This window comes from Streptococcus sp. HMSC34B10 (genome assembly GCF_001839505.1).
GTDB classification, from domain to species: Bacteria; Bacillota; Bacilli; order Lactobacillales; family Streptococcaceae; genus Streptococcus; species Streptococcus peroris.
Genome location: NZ_KV841551.1, coordinates 1 through 24,860, shown reverse-complemented (window position 1 = coordinate 24,860; position 24,860 = coordinate 1). Strand labels below are relative to the sequence as shown.

The window sequence follows — 24,860 nt, the reverse complement described above, 5'->3', positions numbered from 1 at the left end:
GCTATCCTACCTTTGCAAATTTGGATAAGATAGCGGAATATTTTAATGCAACTCCAACCCAACTCTTTGGAACGAGCAAAGAGATTGAGTTAGAAAAGAGTGTTCTTGAATCTAATGAATACTCTGATAAAGTAAGTGAAATCTTAAAAGCTGTCAAATACATCGAGCATTTCCTACATACTGATGGACAGTACTTAGAGGATTTACTTTACCTAACAAGAGGCAACCAACTATACACAGAAGATGGAAAAGAGTTGTATATCGACCCAACTTCTCAGAAAAGAACACTTCATACCCAATATGAACCTGGTTTTATTGAAGCAAGAGAAAAATCTCCACTAGAACTCTTAATTGAAAATAAGGAGCTATTAGATTAAATAAAAAAAGCGAGGATATCCTCGCTTTTCTATTGTAAAATCTTATTCTTCATTATCAATCATCAAACACTCCGCCTGTGAGTTGGTACATGAGGTAAATGTGTTCCAAGGTTTTTACCTTATCCATATGATCCACATCTTTTACGCCTCCCAAGGCTAGTAAAGGAACAAAACCGAAACATTGGTTATAAGACAAGGGACCATGTTTTAACACAGCCTGTCTATATAAATCCAGTTCAAAGTTATCAGTCACATATGAGTTATCTAAATACTGAAGAAAATATTTCAGGCTCTTGATAATAATGTCGCAGTCTTGAAGATTTTATTTTACAATACCAACAAATTCATTCTCTTCCCAAGTAATAATATCTCCAAAGGCTGTTACGAACATCGGAAAAAGAAGTAAGGAACTATTCATAATAATAGCCGTAGCAAATCTTTGCATTTTTGCCTTATCTTATTTAAGATAGTACTATTAAAAAAAGAAAAGGTGAAAATCATGGAAACATATACGCTTGCAAATGGGGTTGCTATTCCTAAAATTGGTTTTGGAACTTGGCAAATTGCTGAAGGCGAAGAAGCCTATAACAGCGTTAGCTTCGCACTTAAGGCTGGTTACACACATATTGATACCGCACAAATTTACGGTAACGAGGTTTCTGTAGGTAAGGCGATTGCTGATAGTAATTTGGCACGTGAGGATATTTTCCTAACTACCAAACTTTGGAATGATAAGCACGATTACGAGTTGGCTAAGACTTCTATCGATGAGTCTCTCGAAAGACTCGGTGTGGATTATTTGGATCTTTTGCTTATCCATTGGCCAAATCCAAAGGCACTTCGTGAGAATGATGCTTGGAAGTCTGGTAATGCAGGCGCTTGGAAGGCAATGGAAGAAGCCTACAAAGAAGGTAAGGTGCGTGCTATCGGTGTGTCTAACTTTATGCAACATCACCTAGAAGCTCTTCTTGAAACGGCTGAAATTGTGCCACATGTCAATCAAATCCTCTTGGCTCCAGGTTGTGACCAAAAAGACTTAGTTGCCTATTGCCAAGAGCGCGATATCCTTCTTGAAGCCTATAGTCCACTAGGTACAGGTAGCATTTTTGGAAATGAAGATGTTGAAGCAGTGGCTGAACGTAACGGTAAATCTGTAGCACAAGTTGCTCTGCGTTGGAGCCTTCAAAAAGGTTTCTTGCCACTACCTAAGTCTGTGACACCTAAAAATATTGAAGCCAACTTGGATATCTTCGACTTCGACTTATCAGAGGAAGATATGGCAGTCTTGGATAAGATTCAAGGCATCAAAACTCAGAATGATCCTGACACAGTTAATTTTTAATAGGATTTTAAGCAACTCGTCAGGGTTGCTTTTTCAAGTAAATGACAAAAGAAGTCAAGGTTTTGACAATTCGCGCCACATGAAATTATTTAAGCATATCCTTTTCTTTCATTACCATTTTCTGTTATAATGTATTGTATTTCTAAAGTAGAAAGGTATTAATATGACAACTCTTATTAAGCATAAACGTGTAGAATTTTCAGAACTATTTTATGACCTAGTGTTTGTTTTTGCAATTTCAAAAGCAACTGCTTTAATTCACCCTCTTCATAGCGGTGTTGTGGCTTGGGATTCTTTACTTGATTTCTTCATCTCTGTCATGGTTATCATCAATTCCTGGATGATTCAAACCATTTATACCAATCGCTATGGAACAAACTCGTTATTTAACATGGTAATCATGTTTATCAACATGGGACTTATGCTCTTTATGTCCAATATGATTGGATACAATTGGCAACAATGGTTCTATTATACCTGTTGGGCTGTTGGTACATTGACCCTTACCTTATTTTTTCAATATTTGGTTGAATTTTTTAGAAAATCAACCGATAATACTGATCGGGAAAGTATCAAAGGTTTTCTATGGTTAACAGGTCTAGGAAGTTTAGGAGTCTATCTGGCAGCTCTTTTTCCTATTTACGTTGGAGTCTATATCTTTATTGCTAGTATTCTGCTAACATTTATTGTGCCAATTTTCTTGATTACTAAAGATGAGCATTTCCAGGTAAATCTTCCCCATTTAATCGAGCGCGTCTCCCTTCTTGTCATTATTACGTTTGGAGAGATGGTTGTTGGGCTAGCTAGCTTCTTTACAGTCGAGAATTTCTCGATTTATTCGGTTCTCAATTTCGTTATCATGCTTTCCCTGTTCTTGTTTTATTTTGGCGAATTTGACCATGCTATTGATGAAGGATCTAGTCAAAAGGGATTATTTGTAATTTATAGTCACTATCCTATTTTCATCGGGCTTATGTTGATGACAGTTTCGATGGGTTATCTCCTGAATCCCGAGGCTAATCTTCTCGTTGCAATCAGCTTCTTTTATATCGGAATTGGCCTCTTCCAAGCTGCTGTCCTAGCAAATGGGCCCTATAACAAAAACTATCTTCGCTATCCGAGAAGTTACTACTGTGCTCAAGCGACACTCTATCTGGCTGCCTTGATTCTCTCTTTGCTTTTCGCTTCTAATCCTATAACAGTGTTGAGTATTGCAACCATTTTTACTCTAGCTATAGCCATTCATTTTATTTATTTTTATGTGACACAGAATAAAAAATATTCCAAATCTAACTGGGGGTTCTTTTAATGAGTTTATAGCATTAAAAAAGCCTTGGTTTTCCAAGGCTTTTTTTTCATTAATTTGTTTTTCCATTTTATCCTCCGATTTGAACTCGCACTGACATTTATTTATAACAACACTATATATCTAGTATGGCATAATCATTAGGTATTATAGATTTTCAAACCAAATGTGAGTCATTCGTTTTTGCCCCACTTTTGCCACGTTTTTAAAGCTTGACAGTGAAAACACCTAAAAGTATTTCCCTAAAATCAGCTATATTTCAACACTTTTGTTTATTTTCAATATGAAAAGTTCTTACAAATTCATGTAGGGGGCATCTAAATCAACAGGAAAAAGCCTTGATTTCAAGGCTTTTTTGATGTCAAATAACTTTTTGTAGCAAATCATTATAAAGGTTTTCCAACCTTATCAAACTTATCATTTATTCTCAATCAATTGCTAGCAATATTTGATAAGACCAACTGTTTTTTACAGTACAGAGCTAGTCTATAATTAACTAAACTATACTAATTTGTGCCCATATTACATGGCCAATCCGCATAGAGATTAAAATGGGCTATTATGAATTCATAAATTTTCGCAACAGAACAAGAGCAAGTCATTTAGAAATAAAAGAGAAGAGAATCTCTCACTCTCTTCTCAGTATATCTTATTAAATTTAGTTTTTCTTAATCTACCTGATTTTCCTTTGCGACGACAAATTCTTTAACCAATCGATAGATAACAGCAAATATGGGTGTAAAGAATATCATTCCAAGTAAGCCAAATAGATTTCCTCCAATACTAGCTGCTGCAAGTGTGAAGAGAGCTGGTAAGCCGATAGATTGACCCACAACTTTGGGATAGATAAGGTTTCCCTCAATCAGCTGTATAATTTGATAAAGAAGGATAGACAGTAAAGCTTGACTTGGACTGACTGTAAAGATAAAAATCGCTCCTAGCACACAAGCAATCATAGGACCAACATAAGGAATGAAAGACAGCACTCCTGCAAAGATACCTGTCATTACCCCATAGGGTAGTCCAAATAGGCTATAGCCAACCGCTACCATAACTCCTATGATGACTGCTTCAATTAGCTGACTCATCAAAAACTGATCATAAGTTTCTAGTCCTATTTGTCCGATGTAAGCCAACTTTGTCACTACCTTCTCTGAAAGTAAGACTTTCAGAAGTCGGCTCGTCATCGCTGCCAAATGTTCCTTACTGGATAAAAATAAAAAGGTGAAGACTATAATCAAAAAGGCATTCATCAAACTTGAAAAAATATTGCCGATATTACTAGTCAGACCCGATAAGAAACCTATCAAGGCTTGGCTAATAGAACTAGACTGTCCCTGTATGCCTGATACAATAGTTGACAACATGTCTTTGGTTACAAATTCCGAGCCGTCTAGCAATTTCCCAAGTTGAGTCAGGACTGTTGAAAGGACTGTTCCCAGCTGACTAATAGTCTGAGCTAGGGTTGGTAGCACCAAAACCAAAAGACCTATCACGATTAAGATAAGAGCTAGGAAAACAAGTACCATGGCAATCGGACGACGCAACTCTGCCTTTACCTTCATTTTGACTAGCAATTGTTCAATTTTTTTCATGGGAACATTGAGCACAAAAGCAATAACAGCGCCATAAATCAAGGTTGAAGTCACGTCAAAGAAAGAGATTGCTCCTGATATAAAGCTCGACGCATTCAGAATCACAAGAGCAACCAGCCCTATAAAAAGGATTAACGGGGTGTATTTTCTAACTAACTTCATAAATTCTCCTTAATAAACATGTTTAGATACGACTATACTATTTGGTTTTTCAAACTCTCGGTCAAGGTAGGCTTGATAAGTTCCTGGTGCGATAAATCCTTTTGGTGAGAGGATATCTGTTCCAGCTTGACCGACTATGGTATCAGCCAAGAGCACACAGTTTGTGGACAAGACAAAGTAGGATTTAAACTTAGATTTGATAAATTTATAAAGTTCCCCATCCGTCTCATGTCTGATTTTATAAGCGTAGGTGTAGTCTTCCTTACCATCTTCCGTTTTAATTTTATCTGCGCTTGGCTCCCAAGGAATCGTTAGTTGTTTTAATTCAGCTAATTTTTCCTGAACCGCTTCTTCCATTTCCGGTGTCAAATCTATTCCGTAACCAAATAGCGTTTTTTGACTCTCCCGTTTACATAAGTCAATGTACTTATCACGGTCGCAAAAATATAAAACACCATCTCCAACCATACCAAATAAGGTCTCAGATGACGGATCATAGTTTCCATAAGAAATCACACGTCCTTGATAACAAAGGTCCACATGACCAATAGCTGAAAATAGAGAAGTCTCAGCTGTATGAATAAAAATTTCAAGCTCCGCTGTCTTACCAGACTTCACCATTCCAAGATGGATATCCTCTCTCTCATCAGCATTTTCCTGCATGAATTTGTTGATTTTTGCTAAAGTACTTGCAGGGATGAGAGCGGCTAGGGCAATAGGTAAGCTCATTCTGACACGACGTTTGAGATGGTTTTTCCCAATTTCCTTTTCAAATAAGAAACCGTCACGGATATTGGACACACCATAAAGGCAAAAATAAGCCCCTAAAACAAAGAGTTGAAAGACAGAATTTCCCGTAGAGGACAAAAGACTAGTCCCACCAAGAAAAACTAGTACGAGACCATCTAGTAAGAAACGAAAACGAGGTCGAATTTTGTTTTTGCGGTAGAGAACATAGGTGACAAGGTTGATACTAGCATGAAAAATCTGATAAATTCCAATCACAAGAGCCAAAATATAAATTGGCACATCAGTAGCAAGATTCGAGCCTAGCAAATATCCCATCACTAACAATTTAACCAGTGCAACTCCCAAGGTGTCCGTTGACTGACTTTTTTTGAAAATACGTAATACTAAATCTAAGACCGTTGCTATCCAAGCTAAAAACAGAACCAGTCGAATAACCGTCACTGGCAACCAAGTTCCCGTGACCATCAAGATAAGACCTAGCAGAACAAACAAGAAACCCTGAACAAGTAATTTCTTACCTGTCAGACCTAAAGAAAGAATTTTTTCCATAAAAGACCTTTCAAAAATAATAATTAAGCCCTTTGATCAAATTGACTGGTAAATAGCTGACGGCACAAACAGCCTGTGCCAGCAAGACATGGCGACTGACTGTAGCAATGTCACCATCTTGTCTTTTGCACTTCTGAAATTTGTTTTATTGAGTCGAAATCAGAGCTTTTAAAAACTAGCTAAACTTGAAAGCTAACCATAATTGCTAGATAAAAAAGGTGCAACCAATCCTTCTTGTAAAGGTAGGAAAGAATTATATCCATTCCATTAATTATTTATATATTACCTATTGTGACACAATACTCACTATAATTCAACTTTTTACCTATTTAAAACCATAAAGCCTACATAACTCTTTGAAGAGAACAAAAATCTGAATGTAATAAGATAGTACCCATTACCCATATTATAATTAGATTATGAATTGAAGCTTTTTGGAACTAAAATTAGGAATAATTGAGAAAGTAGGGAGGGAAATTTTGCTTTTACCCCATTTTGAAATAATTTCATTTTAGATTTTTCTAAGTTTCTTTCAAAGAGCCTGCAGGGGGCATCTAAACAACAGGAAAAAGCCTTGATTTACAAGGCTTTTTTGTTTTTCTAAAAGATTTTCTCTAGATATTTAGCAGAATCCCAAGATAGTTTCTCAATGTTCCACTTCTTCCTTAAATCGTACTTTTCCTTGGCTGTATAATCTCATAATCTTCACAAAGCGAACTGGATTGTTTTGGTTATACAAAAGAAATACTGAAAAGAATAACAAGCCAGCAAACCACAAACCATAGCCTTCATCACCAATCGGTTGGCCAAATTTTAGAGGAAGAATCAAGAAATACAAAAAGTAATAGATAGACACTATATTTACTACAAAGCGGGCAAATCGATAAGGTAAAGCAGACAGTTGTCTAGGATCAAACTGGTTTTTTACAAACAAATTATGAGATGCTGCAAAGAAAAAGACTTTCTCTGTCGTTGGCTGGGCCTTTCGAACATTTTTATAAAGTGCTCGTTCAAGTATAGCAACCAACAAGGAAAACTGCAGCAACCAAAATAGAAAAATGCAAGCTAGACTAAACCAGTTATAGACACCAATAAACTTGAGGGAAAAGAAGCCCGAGATTGCAGGCCCACCTGCTAGTAAGAGAATTACCAAGTCAGGAATAAAGGCATTCGTGTCACCAGCTTTTTCAGTATTGAGCAACCTACTCTTTGGAGCAACTAGAGCCTCTCCTGTCTTTTGGTCATAATAAACAGCCTGTCCATCACATTCGCCGATAAAGACACGACGGCGTCCGAGAAAAAACATACATACCTCTTTCTATTTATGAAAATATGTTGTCAAAGTTTGGATTACATTTATCCTAGTATTCCACATTCCATATGCTAGTTCATAGGATAACTAAGGTTGCAAATTGCTAAAAGGTTGACAGAACTTCGCTCCATAGGATATGATGGGAATACCTAGAATTTTAACTCTGCACGACCTATACGCCTTCTACTGAAAAAGCGTTGGCGAGTTCAATTCTATATCTGGAGGTTTCTATGAAAATCTATTATTCAAAATTTGTCGGTGTCGGCTATCTAGTTTTTGCAGCGGGTGTATTCTTTCAATTTTTCTTTTTTCTCGCACATGGATTGATCGACTTTTCCCAGCTTAATCTTCTCACTGTAGTTCCAACCATTCTCTTTTTCGCTGCTATCTATTCAACGATTGCAGGCATCAAAAGACTTTCTAGCCACAGACTCTCCTTTGAATTCACCTTTGAAGGTATTTATGTCTATCCCGGACTCTTCTTTTCCAAGGAAATCTTCATCCCAAAAGAAGAATTGTTGCGAGCATCTTATGTTGAAGTGGATGTCAGTGACCCCGACCACGTTAACAGCAAGGCTTACTATTTAGATTTTGACCTGAGAGAGGTCACCCAGCTAGAAGATATCTCTAAGTCAAACGTCATCATCGATACAAGTGTTCTGATATTGCGTCTCGCCCTTAGCCTCTGTCGATTTAGAGAGGAAGAAAAAGCCGAGTTGGCGACCTATCTAAAAGAAAATTACGGAATTGATTTCTTATATTAGCAAGAAAAAAAGCCCTACATCAGGGCTTTTTGTGTTGTTATCGATTCACTACTTGCACATAAAAACTGGCTGGTTTGTCATCTACATTTGTTACGGTGATGGTGTAGGGCTTGCTTTTGGTTACATCAAAATTTTTTTTACCTAGATAGGTGACCACAATCCCATCTTCTACCAACTGAATATCCTGTTGATTGTTGGGAAGCTCAGTATCATTACCTAACTGGATGATTTTATTTTCTGTTACTTCAAAATATAGGCCACTGAATTGTTCAGACCAAACATCCCTTCCAGATAATTTGATTTTTTGATCATCCTTCTTTTCTAAAATCAATTCTGAACTATACTCTAGTTGGTCTGCACGAGGACGGACACGTATTTCAACACTTTGCCCGGGTTGCAGAGTGTGATTATAGGTATTTTTGACTGAAAAATATAAAAGAGCAACACCTACGAGGACTGCCGTAAGTAATAGATTATAACCAAGATTCCAATTTGCTTCTTTTGCTGAAGCCATCTACTCCTCCTTCACTGACAAGATGGATGCCAATTCGGTAGTAACCATCTTTCTCCTCTACTTACCTATTTCATACTTAATAGATAAACATGGCATCGCCAAAGCTAAAGAAACGATATCTTTCCTCAATCGCGTGTTGATAGGCTTTGAGTACCAATTCACGGCCTGCAAAAGCTGAGACAAGCATGACTAAGGTTGACTTCGGCAAGTGGAAATTGGTAGAAAAAGCATCCACAACCTTCCAGTCATAGCCTGGCTTGATAAAGATATTGGTCCAGCCAGAGTCTGCTTGGATTTTACCATCAAACTTTGTACCGATGGTTTCGAGAGTACGGATAGAGGTTGTCCCCACAGCAATGACACGGCCACCATTTTCTTTGACCTGACGCAAGGTCGCTGCAGCTTCCTCAGACAATTGATAAAACTCTGAGTGCATCTCATGCTCATCCAAATTATCTACTGAAACAGGTCTAAAGGTTCCAAGCCCAACATGCAAAGTCAAGTAGACTAGGTGAACTCCTTTTTGCTGGATTTCTTCTAGTAATTCTTTGGTAAAATGTAGACCTGCAGTTGGGGCAGCAGCTGAGCCACTCTCCTTGGCATAGACGGTTTGATAACGCTCTTGATCATCCAACTTTTCGTGGATATAAGGAGGCAAAGGCATTTCTCCCAAACTTTCAAGTACTTCTAGGAAAATCCCCTCATACTCAAAACGGACAATACGACCGCCATGAGTTAATTCCTCAGTCACGACTGCACTCAAGCGACCATCACCAAAGATAACACGCGCCCCAACTTTAAGGCGCTTGGCTGGCTTGGCCAGTACTTCCCACTCATCACCAACAGTATTTTTCAAAAGCAAGAGTTCAACGTGGCCTCCTGTTTCTTCCTTTTCTCCATGAAGACGAGCAGGTAGGACACGGGTATCATTCATAACAAGGGCATCGCCAGGTTCTAACATCTCAATGATTGAGTGAAAATGGCGATCTTGAAATTCTCCTGTTTTACGGTTAACAATCAAAAGTCTGGATGCATCCCGCTGTTCCAACGGTGTCTGAGCAATCAGTTCTTCAGGTAAATCAAAATCAAAATCATTGGTATTCATTATAATTTTTCAGTCCATTTCTCTATTATTCTTAGCTATCAAAGCGGATTTCTTCCAGTAGATAGTCAATAAAGCGTTCCCCCATCTTAGACAGGCTCGTCTTTTCATGCTGGATATAAACCAGCTCAATGGAATCATCAATATCAAGCGGAATGGAAACGATGTTGTCCCCATTGAGGTTGCTATTCAGAATCCCTGTCGCGATAGTATAACCGTCCAAACCAATCAAGAGATTGAACAAGGTGGCACGGTCACTAACAACGATGGATTTCTTGTGGTGTTCCTGAGACAAAATCTCCTCTGAGAAATAGAAGGAATTATGGGTACCTTGGTCATAGCTCAAATATGGGAAGTCTTCTAGGTCTGCCAACTGTACCTTGTCTTTTTTAGCAAGAGGATTGGTCTTACTGACAAAGATATGGGGCTGTGCTGTAAAAAGATGATGAGCAACCAGATGGTTGTCATCCAACATCTTCGAAAGAACGTCCCGGTTATAGCTATTTAAAAAGAGGACTCCGACTTCACTGCGGAAGTTCTTGACATCGTCAATGATTTCCCAGGTTCTGGTTTCACGCAAAAAAAGCTCGTACTTTTCCATATCGCTTTTCTTAAGCAAGGAAACAAAGGCATTGACCACAAAAGCATAGTGTTGTGAAGACACACTAAAAAGCTCGCGATGAGCGATAGGGTTTTTATAACGTTCTTCTAGAAGTTGGGTTTGCTCAACAACCTGACGGGCATAGGATAAAAACTCCATCCCATCACGTGTAAGGGTGATTCCCTTGGGATTTCGGATAAAAATCTCAATTCCCATCTCATTTTCTAGGTCACGAACAGCATTTGACAGACTAGGCTGAGTAATGAAAAGTTGCTTGGCAGCCTCATTCATGGAACCAGTCTCTACGATTTTGATAATATAGTGTAATTGTTGAATTCTCATGTTTTTATTGTACCATACTTGACGCAATATAAAAAGAACCAGTAACTGCAAGTCCCATTATCCTTTTTGAATATTAAAAGAGGTTGGCACGGTTCCAACCTCTTTTATCTTCATTATTAAATAAGCTTTCAAATCGAAACCTAACTTCCTCTTTCCCAGAAGATGGCTAACAAAATCATAGCACCGAGAACTGATGGGATAATAGCTGTTCCGTTTAGGCTTGGCCCCCAAGCACCAAAGAGTAATTGTCCTATAAAGGCTCCAATCCAGCCGAGAAACATTTTCCCAAAGCATCCCATACGTTCACCACGATTAGTGATAGCTCCTGCTAGTAGTCCGATTAAAAGGCCGACAAACATACTTCCAAGCATAGTTTCTCCTTAATTTGCCCAATCTCCATTGCGGAAGAGTGGTACACGTGTTCCATCCTCACGGATACCGTCGATATCCATTTGGTTGGAACCAATCATAAAGTCAACGTGAACATCTGAACGGTTAAGCCCCCCAGCTTCAAGCTCCTCTTCGCTCATCTTCGCTCCACCAACAACGCTAGTTGCGTAGGCTGCACCGATAGCCAAGTGGTTGGAAGCATTTTCATCGAAAAGAGTGTTAAAGAAGGTAATGCCTGACTGAGAAATTGGACTTGGATCTGGTACCAAGGCACATTCACCCAAGGCACGCGCACCAGCATTTTTAGAAACTAGGTCTTTCATGACCTGATCACCTTTTTCAGCAGTGATATCAACGATTTGACCATTCTTGAAGGTTACTTTGATGCCTTCGATGATATTGCCATTGTAGCTAAGAGGTTTTGTAGATGTTACATAACCGTCTGCGCGACGGAAGTCAGGAGCTGTAAAGACCTCTTCTGTTGGCATATTTGGCAAGAATCCTTCGCCTTGAGCATTGATCGCTCCTGCTGATTCCCAAACGTGGTTCTTTGGTAAACCAAGTGTCAAATCTGTCCCTGGTGCTGTGTAGTGAAGGGCTGAGAATTGCTCTTTGTTGAGCATTTGAGCCTTGCTCTTGAGGTTAGCTGCATGTTCTTCCCAAGCTTTAACGGGATCTTCTTCGTAGACACGACAGGTCTTAAAGATTTGGTCCCAAAGGAGGTCCACGGCTTCTTCGTCACTCGCAGCATTTGGAAAGACTTTCTTAGCCCACTCTAGTCCAGCTGCAGCTGCCACAGTCCAGCTAACCTTGTTGGATTGAGTTGCGATACGCATTGGCTTCATGGCAATTCCCATAGCTTTAGCAGAAGCTGAAAGCTTTTCTGCATCCACTCCGTTCAAGGCACCTGGATCAGAAGAACGAACACCGAGACGACTTGCTTTGTTTTCAAGAAGGTAGTTCATTTCAGCAATCTTGTAGTCTGGTACGTTGTCCAAACGCTCCATTGGCGCATGGAGAAATTTCTCACGGTTGACGAGATCATCTGTCCATTGGACAATAACTTCATGTGCACCGAGTGCGTAGGCTTCTTTGACGATTAAATGGGCCAACTCCTGTTGCTCCACATCGATAGAGAGAGCTAAAGTGTGACCAGGTTGCACATTAATCCCATTTGCAACCAATAATTTGGCATATTTTTCTAGATTTTCTTTAAAATTTTGTAAAACCATCCATCTTTCCCTTTTCTATTAGTTTATTTTTCATTCAAAGCAGCAAACAAGCCTGCTAAAGCAATGGCACCAGATAAAAGTGCTGTCGATAGAATAATTGTTTCATCTGCAAGCTCTAGCTGATAGTCAAATACCTTTTCAGCCGGCTTATCTTCCGCAAAAATTCTGAGTTTCATCTTGAACTCCTTAAAATATATTAAAATAAATCACTATGACTTCCTGTCCTCAGCAAGTTTAAAATTACTTCCGACTTGTCTACTTTATAGACCAAAAGCCAATCTGGTTGGATATGACACTCACGAACCCCTTGAAAATGTTTGGACGTCGTCAATTGATGGTCGCGATATCTAGCAGGAAGTTCTTTTTCTTGAACTAGAAAATTCAATACTTCTTCTAATAATTCTGCCTTCAACCCACGCTTCATAGCCAACTTAAAATCTTTTTTAAACTGTTTATGGTAACGAATCTTAAGCACGCAAGTCCTCCATCAAGTCTGAGACAGATTCAAAAGACTGACTCATATTACGATTTTGGTCTACATCCGTTAAAACTTGGAGCAATTTCTGATTCTCATCAAGCCTAACATCAAAAGGCAAACCTTGATATTGAATAGCCTGACGAAGGAAAATGTTGATAGCTGTCGTCATATCCATTCCTAAATGATTAAAAACCTGTTGGGCCTGCTCCTTAACCTCACTATCCAGACGGATGCTCATACTCGTCTTTGGCATATTCTCACCTTCTTTCTATTTATTATTTTAACAAAAAAGACGGCTAATGTAAACTCATTGGATATACAATGGATAGCTATAAGCCAAAATATAGTAAAGAAATAAAATTAATGTCCCAAATATGGGAGATCTCGGCCTGAGTTTTAGTTTTAGAATATAATGTTGCTATCATAGATTAAGAGGTGAAAAATATGGACCAGATTACGAAACAATATAAATTACTATATTTCTTGCTTATTTTATTAAGTCTGACAAGTGCTCTTTTAATGACACTCTTCTCTCTGCAATTAGGAAGAATACTTGATAGTATATCTAATTCAAATAGTGGATTACTCTTTCATATCACTATTTGTGTAGGTTCTATTTTACTGTGGTTCTTGATTTCTTCTTCCTATTCCTATCTTAAAAACCAATATGTAAAAAAAGTTATTTTAGATCTAAAAAGGCGTCTCTTATTACATTATTTATCGCGTGAATTTAACCAAATTGACAACCGTAACCATTCAGATTTCTTAAATAATATCACCAAAAACAGTGACCTTGTTCAAGAAAATTTATTAATCCCTAGAATCTCTCTAATCGCAAATTTAGGGAGCCTTATCATGAGTGTGGTTGCTATTATTTATATAGAATGGCGATTAGCATTAGTCTTTCTTTTATTGTCGAGTATAACGGTTTTTCTATCACAAATTCCTGGAAAGTTGATGACTAAAGCAACTAATAATTATTCTCTACAAAATAATCACTATTTATCAAAAATGACAAACTTTATTGATGGTTTTGAACAAATTAAGTTATTAAATATTCAAAGCTGGATCCAAGAGAAAATTCAGGGAATCAGTTTAGAATTTGAAGAGTCCAGAAAAACATATCAATTCTTAAAAGACTTAGCTTCAACTACTGGAATTTTACTAAGTTTTGGCTCTCAACTATCCTGTATGGTCGCTGGTATCTTTTTTGTAAGAAATAACTTACTGACTATTGGATTACTAGTAGCAAGTATTCAATTATTAAACGGTGTTTTTGCTCCATTACAATCTATTCTTTACAATAAAAATTTAATCAGCAGTAGCAAGTCCATTATTGATAATATCCAAGAAAATCTATATGAGACAAATCATGAAATTTTCCATAAAACAAGTACAATTGATTGTGATAACGTTTCGACCATTTCTATTAGCCAATTACATTATGAAATTGAAAATAAAATATTATTTGATCATTTTTCCTATGAATTTAAAAAAGGCAAGCGCTATGCAATTATCGGTGCTTCAGGAGCTGGGAAAACAACTTTAGTAAAATTAATACTAAATTATTATTCCAAAAATCTTTATGATGGGGAAATACAAATCAACGGAAAACAGAATATTGATATTCCCTCAGAGGAGTTATATAAAGATATTGCATTTGTACAAAAAAATGATTTTCTGATTGAAGGCAATATCCTAGAGAATATCAAACTGTCCAGAAACCTTTATTTAACTGAAAAATTAAGAAAAGCCTTAGGATTTAACGAATACTTCCTTAATAAGAGTCTATCTCAATCAGGCAAAAGCATTTCAGAAGGAGAAAAGCAACGAATTGATTTAGCTAGATTTTTAGTCAAACCATATTCTGTATATATCTTTGACGAACCTACAAGCAACCTTGATCCAATAAAAGCCAAAGCAATGATGGACTACATTCTATCCATTAAAGATGCAATTGTTATTGTCATTACTCATGATCAAAATCCAAAAATATTGGAAGAGTTTGATCACGTTATTACCTTATAGATAAATGACCTAGTCTACTAAATGAATGATGTGTTTCTCAAAGTATTCTTTGTAATTTTTGTAGATTGTTTTATTGAAGAGTTCGAAAATTTTTAAAGCTTCTTCGATTTTTAAAAGTGATTTTTGATTATGATAGAATTTCAGTTCCAAATATCCATCTAAATACAGCAAAATAGTTTGTTCAAAAAAATCTGTGGAATCCGCTAATATATTCTTCGTAGCCTGTTTTAAAAATAAAGATTCCTCATATAAGTCGTTCTCAATCATTATAATCAAAGAATTGAGAAGTAGTTGAATGAGAGATTGTCTATTTCTAGGTATAGAACTATACAACTTCCCTTTTTTGAGCGCTTCTTTGGCATATCTAAATAATAAATCTGGAGATAGAACACGACAGCAATTTCCAAGGATGAGCGTTTCGTAATAACCCCAGTTTTCAACAGAAAATAAATAATTTGTAAGATAAGAGGCGTCTTGATGACTCAATTGATGATTCTTATCCATTCCCGAAACAATACTTTCAATGAAAACAGCATTTAATTTATGGTAATGAGAATTTGTCCCATGAAAAAGTTCTATTTCTTTCTCTACCATATCTAGTAATGCTTGAGCATCTTCATTATATGCAGCCTGTTTAACAGAAGCTATTAAGGTATTAAAACCCGAAGGTTGATAATGATTACTGATAAGCAGAAATTCTTCTAGTGTTACTCCTATTCTTTCCAGAAGATACAATAACTTAAAGACAGAAATCTCTGTTTCTCCTAATTCAAATCTAGATATTTGAGATTTTGAAATTTCAGCACCTGCTAATGAAGAAATAGAAATCCCCTTTTCTTCTCTTATTTTCCTATAAGTTTCACCTAAAATCATACTTATCTCCATTCCATATCGAAAAGTTATTAAGGTATAGCAAACACTACTTCCGTTAAGCTTACTCTTGTTTGAGAGTATCATTATTAGTAATTTATAGCAATTATTTTTGATAATTTCAATATATAACTTCTAAAGTTTTAGTCTTTGGATAAAAACTTATTTATATTCTATCATATCTAAAAACCAGTAGAAATGAAAATCATCTCTACTGGTTTTACTGTTAAGTCTTAATTAGATGAAACTTAGTCGGCTTATTTGAACAAGTTGACTTGAAATTAAAACAAATCATCAAATAGACTGAGCTGGTTATCCTCTGGCATATTACCGAGAATGCCCATTTCATCCATCTTTTCAACCAAGGTCGAGGAAAGTCCTCCACGCTTGCGCAACTCAGTTTTAGAGAGGAATTCTCCCTCTTGACGCGCACGCACCAATTGTTTTGCAACGTTCTCTCCTAGTCCATCCATAGCGACAAACGGTGGGATGAGGGTATCTCCATCAATGATAAATTCGGTCGCCTGACTACGATAAAGATCAAGTTTGCCAAACTTGAAGCCACGTTCCCACATCTCATTGACGATCTCAAGTGTTGTGTAAAGATCAATTTCTACATTGGAAGCTTCATTGTTCTTCCGCTTTTCAGCGATTTCTTGCATTCTGCGCTTAATCGCATCCAAGCCTGCACCCATAGTCTTGATATCAAAGGCCTTAGCACGGATGGAGAAGTAAGCACAGTAGTAATAAATCGGATGGTGAACCTTGAAGTAGGCTACGCGAAGGGCCATCATAACGTAGGCTGCCGCATGGGCTTTAGGGAACATGTACTTGATTTTCCCACAAGACTCGATATACCACTCAGGCACATTATTGGCCTTCATGGCTTCGATATAACCATTGCGCTCTTCTTCAGAGATTTTGAGCCACATTCCCTTACGTACACGCTCCATGATGGTAAAGGCCATCTTAGGTTCTAGACCCGCATGCATGAGGTAAACCATGATGTCATCACGACATCCGATAACGGTTGATAGGTCGGCAATTCCTTGTTTAATCAAATCTTGAGCATTTCCCAACCATACGTCAGTACCATGAGATAGACCTGAAAGTTGAAGCAACTCTGCAAAGGTCGTTGGATGGGTTTCATCGACCATCCCACGTACGAAATTGGTTCCAAACTCTGGAATTCCAAGCATACCCGTAGAAGTACCAATCTGCTCAGGAGTTACTCCTAGAACATCTGTTCCCGAGAAGAGGGCCATGACACCAGGATCATCCATAGGAATTTCATTGGGATCAATCCCAGACAAGTCCTGGAGCTTCCGAATCATAGTCGGATCATCATGCCCCAGTACATCGAGTTTGAGGACGTTCTCATCGATATCGTGGAAGTTAAAGTGAGTCGTCTGCCATTCAGCAGTCACATCATCGGCAGGATACTGTACTGGAGTAAAGTCATAGACATCCATATAGTTAGGGATAACTACAATTCCCCCTGGGTGCTGACCGGTCGTCCGCTTGACACCCGCAGCTCCCTGAGCTAGACGCTCAACTTCTGCCTCGCGATAAAATTTACCATAGTCTCGCTCATATCCTTTAACAAATCCATAAGCCGTCTTATCAGCTACTGTACCGACGGTTCCTGCACGAAAGGCATATTCTTCGCCAAATATATCGCGCACATCCAAGTGGGCACTTGGCTGGTCCTCTCCTGAGAAGTTCAAGTCAATATCGGGAACCTTATCTCCATCAAAACCAAGGAAGGTTTCGAAAGGAATATCCTGTCCATTCTTACTGAGCTTGTGACCACAGTTTGGACAGTCTTTATTGGGCATATCAAATCCGGAACCATAGGAACCATCTGTGATAAATTCGCTGTACTGGCACTGACTACAAACATAGTGAGGCGAGAGAGGATTGACCTCTGTAATCCCAATCATGGTCGCAACGAAACTAGATCCAACAGATCCTCGAGAACCAACTAAGTAACCCCGTTCATTAGAACGGTGCACTAGCATTTGCGACGCTAGATAAATCACAGCAAATCCATTCCCCAAGATAGAAGTCAATTCTTTTTCAATCCGTAAATCAACGATATCTGGAAGCGGATTGCCATAGATTTCAAAGGCTTTTTTATAGGTCAACTCAGCAACTGTTTCCTCAGCCTTATCGATAAATGGAGTATAAAGGTCTCCTTTAACCACTTCGATAGGCTCAAAGATTTCTGCCATAGCGTTAGTATTGTCGATGACCAATTTTCGAGCCAGATCTTCACCCAAAAAGGCAAATTCATCGAGCATTTCATTGGTTGTTCTAAAATGAGCCTTTGGTAGCGGAGCTGGTTGAGCGTGTTCTCCATGCCCAATCGTCCGGTTAATCACAGCACCCTGCCCCAGACTTCGGACGATAATCTCGCGATAAATCTCATCTTCTGGTTCGAGATAGTGGACATTTCCTGTAGCCAAAACGGGCTTGCCAAGGCGGTCTCCAACCTCAATCAAATTCTTGATAATAGTTTCTAACTCTGCTAAATCCTTGACTTGTTCCTTGGCAATTAAAGGCGCATAGATTGCAGGAGGCATCACCTCAATAAAGTCATAATACTTAGCTACTTCAACAGCGGCATCAACCCCTTGAGACAATATAGTATCAAAGACTTCACCTTCTGCGCAAGCAGTTCCTAAAATCAGCCCTTCACGATGGGCATCTAGGACCGTCCGAGGAATACGGGGAACCCCTTCAAAATACTGGGTATTTGAAAGAGAAACCAGTTTGAAGATATTTTTTAGGCCAATTTGATTTTTTACATAGATGGTAGCATGTTTGACACGAGCTTTTTTATAAGAATCCGGGCTAATCAGATCAATATTTAATCGAGCCAGATTCGTTACACCATGCTTTTCAGCAACTTCCTTGATAAAGATAAAGAGCAGACGTCCCGTAGCTTCCGCATCGTAGTTGGCCATGTGGTGATGGTCCAAAGCCACACCAAAACGCTTAGTCAAAGGCCCCAAACCATGACGTTTATACTCCGGATAGAGGTTTCTTGCAAATTCAAGCGTATCAATCACAGGCTGAGTGATTTTTGGCAAGCCATGACGTTCATAGTTTGCATTCATAAAACCAACGTCAAAGGTTGCATTGTGTGCAACTAGAACTGTATCTTGGCAAAATTCTTGGAATTCTTGGAGGACCTGTTTCAATGGTTTCGCATTTTTTACATGGTCATCTGTAATCCCAGTTAGTTCTGTCGTGAAAGCAGACAAAGGATGGCCTGGATTGATAAATTCATCAAATTCAGCTATGATATTTCCCTTATACATCTTAGAAGCTGCAACCTGAATCAAGTCATTATAGATTGCTGAAAGTCCTGTCGTTTCCACGTCAAAGACCACGTAAGTTGCTTCAGAAAGATCCATCTCCACTTCGTTATAGACGATAGGGACACGGTCTTCTACGATATTGGCTTCCATCCCATAGATCAACTGGATACCAGCCTTTTTAGCTGCCTTATAGCCATGAGGGAAGGACTGAACATTCCCGTGGTCCGTGATTGCTACCGCCTTATGTCCCCATTTTGCAGCTTTCGCCACGAGTTCTTCGACTTCAGGGAGAGCATCCATGGTGGACATATTGGTATGAGCGTGAAATTCGACCCGTCGTTCTCCCTCTGGCATCAAATCCTTACGTTCGTAATGAACAACTTCCTGCACATCTTGGACATTCATCGTTAAATCATGCATATAGTTGTTCACTTCAACATTTCCACGAACACGAAGCCAAGAATTTTTCTTGATTATATCAAATTTCTGGGCTTCTTCTTCATTTTTAAGCCATTTTTGCATCGAAAAACTAGAAGTATAGTCCGTCATCTTGAAGTTAATCAAGACACGACCCGTTCTGGTCACCTTCTGTTCGACATCAAAAACTACTCCTTCAAATACCAGACGATTCTCCTCTGTGTCAACCTCAATCATAGGAGTCACTTCAGCCTTGTCTAATTTTGGTCTCGCAGCAGCCTTCTTGGCTTGAAAATCAAAAACAGGCTTGTCCTCTACAGGAGGGGGAGCCATTTGTTCCAACTGCTCCATGGCACGAAGAGCTTCCTCGTTAGCGGCTTGCACAATCTTTTGATTTTCAGTCTGAAAATTCTCTTGCTCTTCCTGACTCAGATTTTCATTTTTCTCAAGCACACATTTAAAAAACGGGAAACCAAACTTTTCTAACTGCTTGGAAAGGTTGGGCAAATGATTTTTTCGAAAATGATCAGTATCTGCTGCATCCGTTCCTACGATGACTAGTTGCTTATTCTCGTTTCTGACTTCAAAATCTTGGTAAATTGCCCGAAAACTTTGGCTAGAGCATGGACCTTCCGCAAAAGCTTCTTTATAGTAAGCTTGCAAAAGCTCTTTTGAAAACTCCTGATGGCGAGTTTTTATTTCAAAAATTGCCTGATTCCCTGTTTTCGAAAACTCTTCATTCAATCCCTTCTTGAGCTCCAAAAAGATTTCAAAAGGCAAGATATTCTCAAAAACAAAATGAAACTCCCAAACCCTACTCTGTTTATGAACAATAACTTGTTCAATCTCAGCCTGAGAGAATGCTGGATTTTTTCTCATTTCAGCGGGAATTCCCAACTGATTCAATAAAATTTCAAAAGTATTTGACATCCATTTTCCTCACATTATACTGATTCTATTTTACCATATTTAAAGGGATTTTAGCCAATTCTACTGAACAGAAAAAGAAGCCACAAAGTGGCTTCTCTTTAGAGGAAGAATGAATTATTCTTCACCTTTGTTTTTCTTAATGATTTCTTCTTGTACTGATTTTGGTACATCTTCGTAGTGGTCAAATACCATCATGAAGGTACCACGTCCTTGAGTTGCAGAACGAAGGACAGTAGCGTAACCGAACATTTCAGCAAGTGGCACATAAGCACGAACGATTTGGCTTGCACCGTGTGCTTCCATACCATCTACACGTCCACGACGAGCAGTTACGTGACCCATAACATCCCCAAGGTTTTCTTCAGGAACTGTGATGGTTACAAGCATCATTGGTTCAAGGATAGCTGGTTGTGCAGTCTTAGCAGCTTCTTTAAGTGCAAGAGATGCAGCGATCTTGAAGGCAGTTTCAGATGAGTCGACATCGTGGTATGAACCATCGTAAAGCTTAGCTTTCACGTCAACCATTGGGTAACCAGCAAGAACACCGTTCGCCATAGATTCTTGAAGTCCTTTTTCTACTGCAGGGATGAATTCACGTGGAACCACACCACCGACGATAGCATTTTCGAACTCGAATCCTTTACCTTCTTCGTTTGGAGTGAATTCGATCCAAACATCACCAAACTGACCTTTACCACCAGATTGACGTTTGAAGAATCCACGTGCTTGTGTAGAAGCGCGGAATGTTTCACGGTAAGATACTTGAGGAGCACCAACGTTAGCTTCAACCTTGAATTCACGTTTCATACGGTCAACAAGGACATCCAAGTGCAACTCACCCATACCAGAGATAACTGTTTCACCAGTTTCAGGGTTTGTTTCAACGCGGAATGTTGGATCTTCTTCAGCCAATTTTTGAAGGGCGATACCCATCTTGTCTTGGTCTGCTTTAGATTTAGGCTCAACCATCAATTGGATAACTGGTTCTGGAACTTCGATTGATTCAAGGATGATTTTTGCTTTTTCATCTGTCAATGAGTCACCAGTTGTTGTATCTTTCAAACCAACGGCAGCAGCGATATCTCCAGAGTAAACTGTTTCGATTTCTTTACGAGTGTTGGCGTGCATTTGAAGGATACGTCCGATACGTTCACGTTTACCTTTAGAAGTGTTCAAGACGTATGAACCTGAGTTCAAGACACCTGAGTAAACACGGAAGAATGTCAAACGACCTACGAATGGGTCAGTCATGATCTTGAAGGCAAGAGCTGCAAATGGCTCTTCATCAGATGCTGGACGTTCTTCTTCTTCGTCTGTATCTGGGTTTACACCCTTGATTGCAGGGATATCAAGTGGGCTTGGAAGGTAGTCAAGGACTGCATCCAACATCAATTGAACCCCTTTGTTCTTGAAGGCAGAACCACAAAGTACTGGGTAGAATTCAACGTTGATTGTAGCTTTACGGATACCAGCTTTCAATTCTTCGTTAGTGATTTCTTCCCCTTCAAGGTATTTCATCATCAAGTCTTCATCAGTTTCAGCAACTGCTTCAACCAATTTTTCACGGTATTCTTGAGCTTGTTCAAGGTATTCAGCTGGAATATCTTCTTCAAGGATATCTGTACCAAGGTCGTTAGTATAGATTTCAGCTTTCATCTTGATCAAGTCAATGATTCCGCGGAAGTCATCTTCAGCACCGATTGGCAATTGAATTGGGTGAGCGTTTGCTTGAAGACGGTCATGAAGTGTGCTTACTGAGTAAAGGAAGTCAGCACCGATTTTATCCATCTTGTTAGCGAATACGATACGTGGAACTCCGTATTCAGTTGCTTGACGCCAAACTGTTTCAGTTTGAGGCTCAACACCTGATTGTGAGTCAAGAACGGTTACAGCACCGTCCAAAACGCGGAGTGAACGTTGAACTTCGATAGTGAAGTCCACGTGTCCTGGTGTGTCGATGATGTTTACACGAGTGTCTTTCCATTGAGCTGTTGTAGCGGCAGATGTGATAGTGATACCACGTTCTTGTTCTTGCTCCATCCAGTCCATTTGTGACGCACCTTCGTGAGTTTCACCGATTTTGTGAATCTTACCAGTGTAGTAAAGGATACGCTCAGTTGTAGTTGTTTTACCAGCATCGACGTGAGCCATGATACCGATATTACGAGTTTTTTCAAGTGAAAATTCGCGTGCCATGAGGTTTGTTTCTCCTATATTTTTTATTTCTATTCTATTATAACACGATTTCAATAAAAACGGATAGGCAGGACCCACCCGTTCTCAGTGTTTATCTTGTTTTTGTTGGTTTTAACTTGTAGATGAGTTGAATTGAACTCGGGCTAAAAGCTCAAGTTAACTGATTTGAACCCGAGCTAAAGTTAATTAGCCAATTTGAGCCGGAACGGGATGCTGTGTGAAAAAGATAAACTTCCTTGTATTCGTCGAATACTGCGTCAGTTTCCTATTTTCACTTTGCATCCTTACCGTTCCTAGCATCATGATTAGTTGAGCTCAAGCTAAAAGTCTGGAGAAAAAGATGAATCTCATTGGTTGCAATCGCAACCTGCTTCGATTCCCTATTTTCTCTTGGACTTTCTTAACGCTTTCGCATCCTATCTTACCAACGGAAGTGTGCGAAGGCACGGTTAGCTTCAGCCATACGGTGAGTGTCTTCACGTTTCTTAACTGCTGCACCAGTGTTGTTAGCAGCATCCAAGATTTCTTTTGCAAGACGGTCTTGCATTGTGTGTTCACCACGAAGGCGAGCGATTGTTACCAACCAACGAAGTCCAAGAGTTGTACGACGTTCTGGACGAACTTCAACTGGGACTTGGTAGTTAGAACCACCGACACGGCGTGCACGTACTTCAAGTACAGGCATGATGTTTTCCATAGCTGTTTCGAATACTTCAAGTGCGTCGTTTCCAGTAGCTTCTTTGATTTGTTCAAAGGCACCGTAGACGATTGAAGCAGCTGTACCACGTTTACCATCAAGCATAACGCGGTTGATAAGACGAGTAACTAATTGTGAATTGTAAAGCGGATCTGGCAATACATCGCGTTTAGGCGCACGGTTTTTACGACTCATTTCTCTTTATCCCCTTTCCTTATGCTTTTGGTTTTTTAGTACCGTATTTAGAACGGCCTTGTTTACGATCGTTTACACCTGCAGTATCAAGTGCTCCACGGACGATATGGTAACGTACCCCTGGAAGGTCTTTTACACGTCCACCACGAAGAAGAACCACGCTGTGTTCTTGCAAGTTGTGTCCGATACCTGGGATATAAGCAGTCACTTCGATAAGGTTGCTCAAACGTACACGAGCGAATTTACGAAGGGCTGAGTTAGGTTTCTTAGGTGTCATTGTTCCAACACGAGTTGCAACACCACGTTTTTGTGGTGAAGAAACGTTTGTTTGAACTTTTTTATGACTGTTGTAACCAACGTTCAAAGCTGGTGATTTAGATTTTTCTACTTTTGATTTACGCGGTTTGCGAACCAATTGGTTAATTGTAGGCATCTACATTCTCCTGTGTTTTTTTATTTTTGGTGATGATACACTTGGTGACAGCTATCATCTGCGTGTACTTTTGCAACATTTGTCAGCACGTCCCTGTACACTCTTGAGAGACCAAAAGTAAAAAGTACCGTCTAGTATTGTACCACGTTTTTCCTATCTTTGTCAATACATTTCTTCTTATTTTTCTACTTCCGTTACTTTAATAATCTCTCATATTCAACTCCTCATTATTGACTCCAGTATTGTATGGACTAATTTGGTAATTTAGTCTTCTACATGCTCTACAACATCCGATCTTGTCCACAAAGTTTTGACAAAAAGATATCACTATACAAAAACATATAAACTTTAGTTTGTACTAGATGTCTACTCATATTTTTCATGCTACTATTTCTTAATTAAATTCTATCAAGTAAGACATTCTACTTCGATAAGTCGACGACCGTTTAAAAAATTACCCTTTTTATCCATTCCTGCTTATATCTCAAAATCTTGTCTGTTTTATGTACTCATTTTCATTATGAAAAGTAGCAAGTGGAACATACAATCAATTTACATTTGAAATAGTCACAGAATATATGGGAATCTTCATCTTTCTAACTAGCACAATATCATAGCAACCAATACAAAAAAATGAGGGACGAAATTCGTTCCCTCATTAATGTCATTTCATTACTAATAATCAGTTACAACTCTTATTTATCAGTAAATTTGCGTTTGATGATAATTGCGCCTGACAAGATTACTACACCTGCAAATACAAGTGCTGCTCCAGTAGCTTCACCTGTAAACGGAAGACCTGGTTCGTCTTCAGTTGTAGATGTTGAACCAGGATTTTCTGGTTCGCCAGGTGTTGTAGTTGTTGTTGTACTTGGAGTTACATTTGTTGACTCTGTTGTTGTAGTTGTTGTTGTAGCCGCTGCAGTTGTTGAGCCTGTTGTTGACTCTGTTG

Annotated in this window: 22 protein-coding genes and 1 pseudogene; 5 read left to right on the top strand and 18 right to left on the bottom strand. The window is 38.8% G+C overall.

Going from position 1 to position 24,860, the window contains the following annotated elements:
• Positions 1-377: XRE family transcriptional regulator (locus HMPREF3237_RS03390; RefSeq protein WP_257364985.1), on the top strand; the 377-nt coding region annotated here is incomplete at its 5' end.
• 55 nt (positions 378-432) lie between these two features.
• Here HMPREF3237_RS03390 and HMPREF3237_RS03385 read toward each other — a convergent pair.
• Positions 433-774, bottom strand: a pseudogene (locus HMPREF3237_RS03385) (T6SS immunity protein Tdi1 domain-containing protein); the annotation flags it as partial.
• A 102-nt stretch (positions 775-876) separates the two neighbouring features.
• On the opposite strand from HMPREF3237_RS03385, the gene HMPREF3237_RS03380 reads away from it, so the two are divergent.
• Positions 877-1,719, top strand: coding sequence for an aldo/keto reductase (locus HMPREF3237_RS03380; protein ID WP_070888836.1), 843 nt, complete (start codon positions 877-879; stop codon positions 1,717-1,719).
• 163 nt (positions 1,720-1,882) lie between these two features.
• Positions 1,883-3,028: a low temperature requirement protein A gene (locus tag HMPREF3237_RS03375; RefSeq protein WP_000209242.1), complete on the top strand. Its 1,146-nt coding sequence runs from the start codon at positions 1,883-1,885 to the stop codon at positions 3,026-3,028.
• Positions 3,029-3,693: 665 nt separating this feature from the next.
• Here the strand turns inward: HMPREF3237_RS03375 and HMPREF3237_RS03370 are convergent.
• The 3 genes from HMPREF3237_RS03370 to HMPREF3237_RS03360 all read right to left on the bottom strand — a co-directional run bounded on the left by HMPREF3237_RS03370 (position 3,694) and on the right by HMPREF3237_RS03360 (position 7,387).
• Positions 3,694-4,782 (bottom strand): AI-2E family transporter, encoded by a 1,089-nt coding sequence (locus HMPREF3237_RS03370; RefSeq protein WP_070888835.1) that lies wholly within the window; start codon positions 4,780-4,782, stop codon positions 3,694-3,696.
• 9 nt (positions 4,783-4,791) lie between these two features.
• Positions 4,792-6,081 carry a hypothetical protein gene (locus HMPREF3237_RS03365; RefSeq protein ID WP_070888834.1) on the bottom strand — a complete coding sequence of 430 codons (1,290 nt, stop codon included), beginning with the start codon at positions 6,079-6,081 and terminating at the stop codon, positions 4,792-4,794.
• Between the two features lie 646 nt (positions 6,082-6,727).
• Positions 6,728-7,387, bottom strand: coding sequence for a hypothetical protein (locus HMPREF3237_RS03360; RefSeq protein ID WP_070888833.1), 660 nt, complete (start codon positions 7,385-7,387; stop codon positions 6,728-6,730).
• 236 nt (positions 7,388-7,623) lie between these two features.
• Here HMPREF3237_RS03360 and HMPREF3237_RS03355 point away from each other — a divergent pair, with 236 nt between their 5' ends.
• Positions 7,624-8,157, top strand: coding sequence for a hypothetical protein (locus HMPREF3237_RS03355; protein ID WP_070888832.1), 534 nt, complete (start codon positions 7,624-7,626; stop codon positions 8,155-8,157).
• A 37-nt stretch (positions 8,158-8,194) separates the two neighbouring features.
• Here HMPREF3237_RS03355 and HMPREF3237_RS03350 read toward each other — a convergent pair whose 3' ends face one another.
• The 8 genes from HMPREF3237_RS03350 to HMPREF3237_RS03315 form a co-directional block, all read right to left on the bottom strand.
• On the bottom strand, positions 8,195-8,671 hold the full coding sequence (locus tag HMPREF3237_RS03350; protein ID WP_070888831.1) for a hypothetical protein: 477 nt from the start codon (positions 8,669-8,671) through the stop codon (positions 8,195-8,197).
• Between the two features lie 76 nt (positions 8,672-8,747).
• A complete protein-coding gene (gene queA, locus HMPREF3237_RS03345; RefSeq protein WP_070888830.1) occupies positions 8,748-9,776 on the bottom strand; it encodes a tRNA preQ1(34) S-adenosylmethionine ribosyltransferase-isomerase QueA in 1,029 nt (342 codons plus the stop codon).
• A gap of 31 nt (positions 9,777-9,807) precedes the next feature.
• A complete protein-coding gene (locus tag HMPREF3237_RS03340) occupies positions 9,808-10,716 on the bottom strand; it encodes a LysR family transcriptional regulator (RefSeq protein ID WP_006146278.1) in 909 nt (302 codons plus the stop codon).
• Between the two features lie 140 nt (positions 10,717-10,856).
• Positions 10,857-11,087 carry a GlsB/YeaQ/YmgE family stress response membrane protein gene (locus tag HMPREF3237_RS03335; protein WP_070888829.1) on the bottom strand — a complete coding sequence of 77 codons (231 nt, stop codon included), beginning with the start codon at positions 11,085-11,087 and terminating at the stop codon, positions 10,857-10,859.
• 9 nt (positions 11,088-11,096) lie between these two features.
• Positions 11,097-12,338: an aminopeptidase gene (locus HMPREF3237_RS03330; protein ID WP_070888828.1), complete on the bottom strand. Its 1,242-nt coding sequence runs from the start codon at positions 12,336-12,338 to the stop codon at positions 11,097-11,099.
• A 23-nt stretch (positions 12,339-12,361) separates the two neighbouring features.
• On the bottom strand, positions 12,362-12,514 hold the full coding sequence (locus HMPREF3237_RS03325) for a hypothetical protein (protein WP_006146275.1): 153 nt from the start codon (positions 12,512-12,514) through the stop codon (positions 12,362-12,364).
• Positions 12,515-12,534: 20 nt separating this feature from the next.
• Positions 12,535-12,813: a type II toxin-antitoxin system RelE/ParE family toxin gene (locus tag HMPREF3237_RS03320; RefSeq protein WP_006146274.1), complete on the bottom strand. Its 279-nt coding sequence runs from the start codon at positions 12,811-12,813 to the stop codon at positions 12,535-12,537.
• Entirely contained in the window at positions 12,806-13,069 is a 264-nt protein-coding gene (locus HMPREF3237_RS03315) for a type II toxin-antitoxin system RelB/DinJ family antitoxin (RefSeq protein WP_006146273.1), read from the bottom strand. Before HMPREF3237_RS03315 ends, HMPREF3237_RS03320 begins: the two co-directional genes overlap by 8 nt.
• Positions 13,070-13,260: 191 nt before the next feature.
• Between HMPREF3237_RS03315 and HMPREF3237_RS03310 the strand changes: the two genes are divergently transcribed.
• The gene (locus tag HMPREF3237_RS03310; protein ID WP_070888827.1) at positions 13,261-14,844 is read left to right on the top strand and encodes an ATP-binding cassette domain-containing protein; all 1,584 of its coding nucleotides are present in this window, start codon (positions 13,261-13,263) and stop codon (positions 14,842-14,844) included.
• Between the two features lie 9 nt (positions 14,845-14,853).
• Here the strand turns inward: HMPREF3237_RS03310 and HMPREF3237_RS03305 are convergent, their stop codons facing one another.
• The 6 genes from HMPREF3237_RS03305 to HMPREF3237_RS03280 all read right to left on the bottom strand — a co-directional run.
• Positions 14,854-15,717 carry a helix-turn-helix domain-containing protein gene (locus HMPREF3237_RS03305; protein WP_025168771.1) on the bottom strand — a complete coding sequence of 288 codons (864 nt, stop codon included), beginning with the start codon at positions 15,715-15,717 and terminating at the stop codon, positions 14,854-14,856.
• A 278-nt stretch (positions 15,718-15,995) separates the two neighbouring features.
• Positions 15,996-20,387 carry a PolC-type DNA polymerase III gene (locus tag HMPREF3237_RS03300; RefSeq protein WP_070888826.1) on the bottom strand — a complete coding sequence of 1,464 codons (4,392 nt, stop codon included), beginning with the start codon at positions 20,385-20,387 and terminating at the stop codon, positions 15,996-15,998.
• A 114-nt stretch (positions 20,388-20,501) separates the two neighbouring features.
• Entirely contained in the window at positions 20,502-22,583 is a 2,082-nt protein-coding gene (fusA, locus tag HMPREF3237_RS03295) for an elongation factor G (protein WP_070888825.1), read from the bottom strand.
• Between the two features lie 421 nt (positions 22,584-23,004).
• Positions 23,005-23,475 carry a 30S ribosomal protein S7 gene (gene rpsG / locus HMPREF3237_RS03290; protein WP_000087873.1) on the bottom strand — a complete coding sequence of 157 codons (471 nt, stop codon included), beginning with the start codon at positions 23,473-23,475 and terminating at the stop codon, positions 23,005-23,007.
• Positions 23,476-23,494: 19 nt separating this feature from the next.
• Positions 23,495-23,908: a 30S ribosomal protein S12 gene (gene rpsL / locus HMPREF3237_RS03285; RefSeq protein WP_003003125.1), complete on the bottom strand. Its 414-nt coding sequence runs from the start codon at positions 23,906-23,908 to the stop codon at positions 23,495-23,497.
• A gap of 695 nt (positions 23,909-24,603) precedes the next feature.
• The coding region (locus HMPREF3237_RS03280) for an LPXTG cell wall anchor domain-containing protein (protein WP_142350556.1) at positions 24,604-24,860 on the bottom strand (257 nt) is incomplete at its 5' end.

Excerpts from the sequence above, each read along its gene's own strand:
- HMPREF3237_RS03310 (WP_070888827.1), top strand. The coding sequence starts at position 13,261 with ATGGACCAGATTACGAAACAATATAAATTACTATATTTCTTGCTTATT.
- HMPREF3237_RS03340 (WP_006146278.1), bottom strand. The coding sequence starts at position 10,716 with ATGAGAATTCAACAATTACACTATATTATCAAAATCGTAGAGACTGGT.
- queA (WP_070888830.1), bottom strand. The coding sequence starts at position 9,776 with ATGAATACCAATGATTTTGATTTTGATTTACCTGAAGAACTGATTGCT.
- HMPREF3237_RS03315 (WP_006146273.1), bottom strand. The coding sequence starts at position 13,069 with ATGCCAAAGACGAGTATGAGCATCCGTCTGGATAGTGAGGTTAAGGAG.
- HMPREF3237_RS03370 (WP_070888835.1), bottom strand. The coding sequence starts at position 4,782 with ATGAAGTTAGTTAGAAAATACACCCCGTTAATCCTTTTTATAGGGCTG.
- HMPREF3237_RS03300 (WP_070888826.1), bottom strand. The coding sequence starts at position 20,387 with ATGTCAAATACTTTTGAAATTTTATTGAATCAGTTGGGAATTCCCGCT.
- HMPREF3237_RS03365 (WP_070888834.1), bottom strand. The coding sequence starts at position 6,081 with ATGGAAAAAATTCTTTCTTTAGGTCTGACAGGTAAGAAATTACTTGTT.
- HMPREF3237_RS03350 (WP_070888831.1), bottom strand. The coding sequence starts at position 8,671 with ATGGCTTCAGCAAAAGAAGCAAATTGGAATCTTGGTTATAATCTATTA.
- HMPREF3237_RS03305 (WP_025168771.1), bottom strand. The coding sequence starts at position 15,717 with ATGATTTTAGGTGAAACTTATAGGAAAATAAGAGAAGAAAAGGGGATT.
- HMPREF3237_RS03325 (WP_006146275.1), bottom strand. The coding sequence starts at position 12,514 with ATGAAACTCAGAATTTTTGCGGAAGATAAGCCGGCTGAAAAGGTATTT.
- HMPREF3237_RS03360 (WP_070888833.1), bottom strand. The coding sequence starts at position 7,387 with ATGTTTTTTCTCGGACGCCGTCGTGTCTTTATCGGCGAATGTGATGGA.
- rpsG (WP_000087873.1), bottom strand. The coding sequence starts at position 23,475 with ATGAGTCGTAAAAACCGTGCGCCTAAACGCGATGTATTGCCAGATCCG.
- HMPREF3237_RS03375 (WP_000209242.1), top strand. The coding sequence starts at position 1,883 with ATGACAACTCTTATTAAGCATAAACGTGTAGAATTTTCAGAACTATTT.
- HMPREF3237_RS03355 (WP_070888832.1), top strand. The coding sequence starts at position 7,624 with ATGAAAATCTATTATTCAAAATTTGTCGGTGTCGGCTATCTAGTTTTT.
- HMPREF3237_RS03380 (WP_070888836.1), top strand. The coding sequence starts at position 877 with ATGGAAACATATACGCTTGCAAATGGGGTTGCTATTCCTAAAATTGGT.
- rpsL (WP_003003125.1), bottom strand. The coding sequence starts at position 23,908 with ATGCCTACAATTAACCAATTGGTTCGCAAACCGCGTAAATCAAAAGTA.
- HMPREF3237_RS03335 (WP_070888829.1), bottom strand. The coding sequence starts at position 11,087 with ATGCTTGGAAGTATGTTTGTCGGCCTTTTAATCGGACTACTAGCAGGA.
- fusA (WP_070888825.1), bottom strand. The coding sequence starts at position 22,583 with ATGGCACGCGAATTTTCACTTGAAAAAACTCGTAATATCGGTATCATG.
- HMPREF3237_RS03330 (WP_070888828.1), bottom strand. The coding sequence starts at position 12,338 with ATGGTTTTACAAAATTTTAAAGAAAATCTAGAAAAATATGCCAAATTA.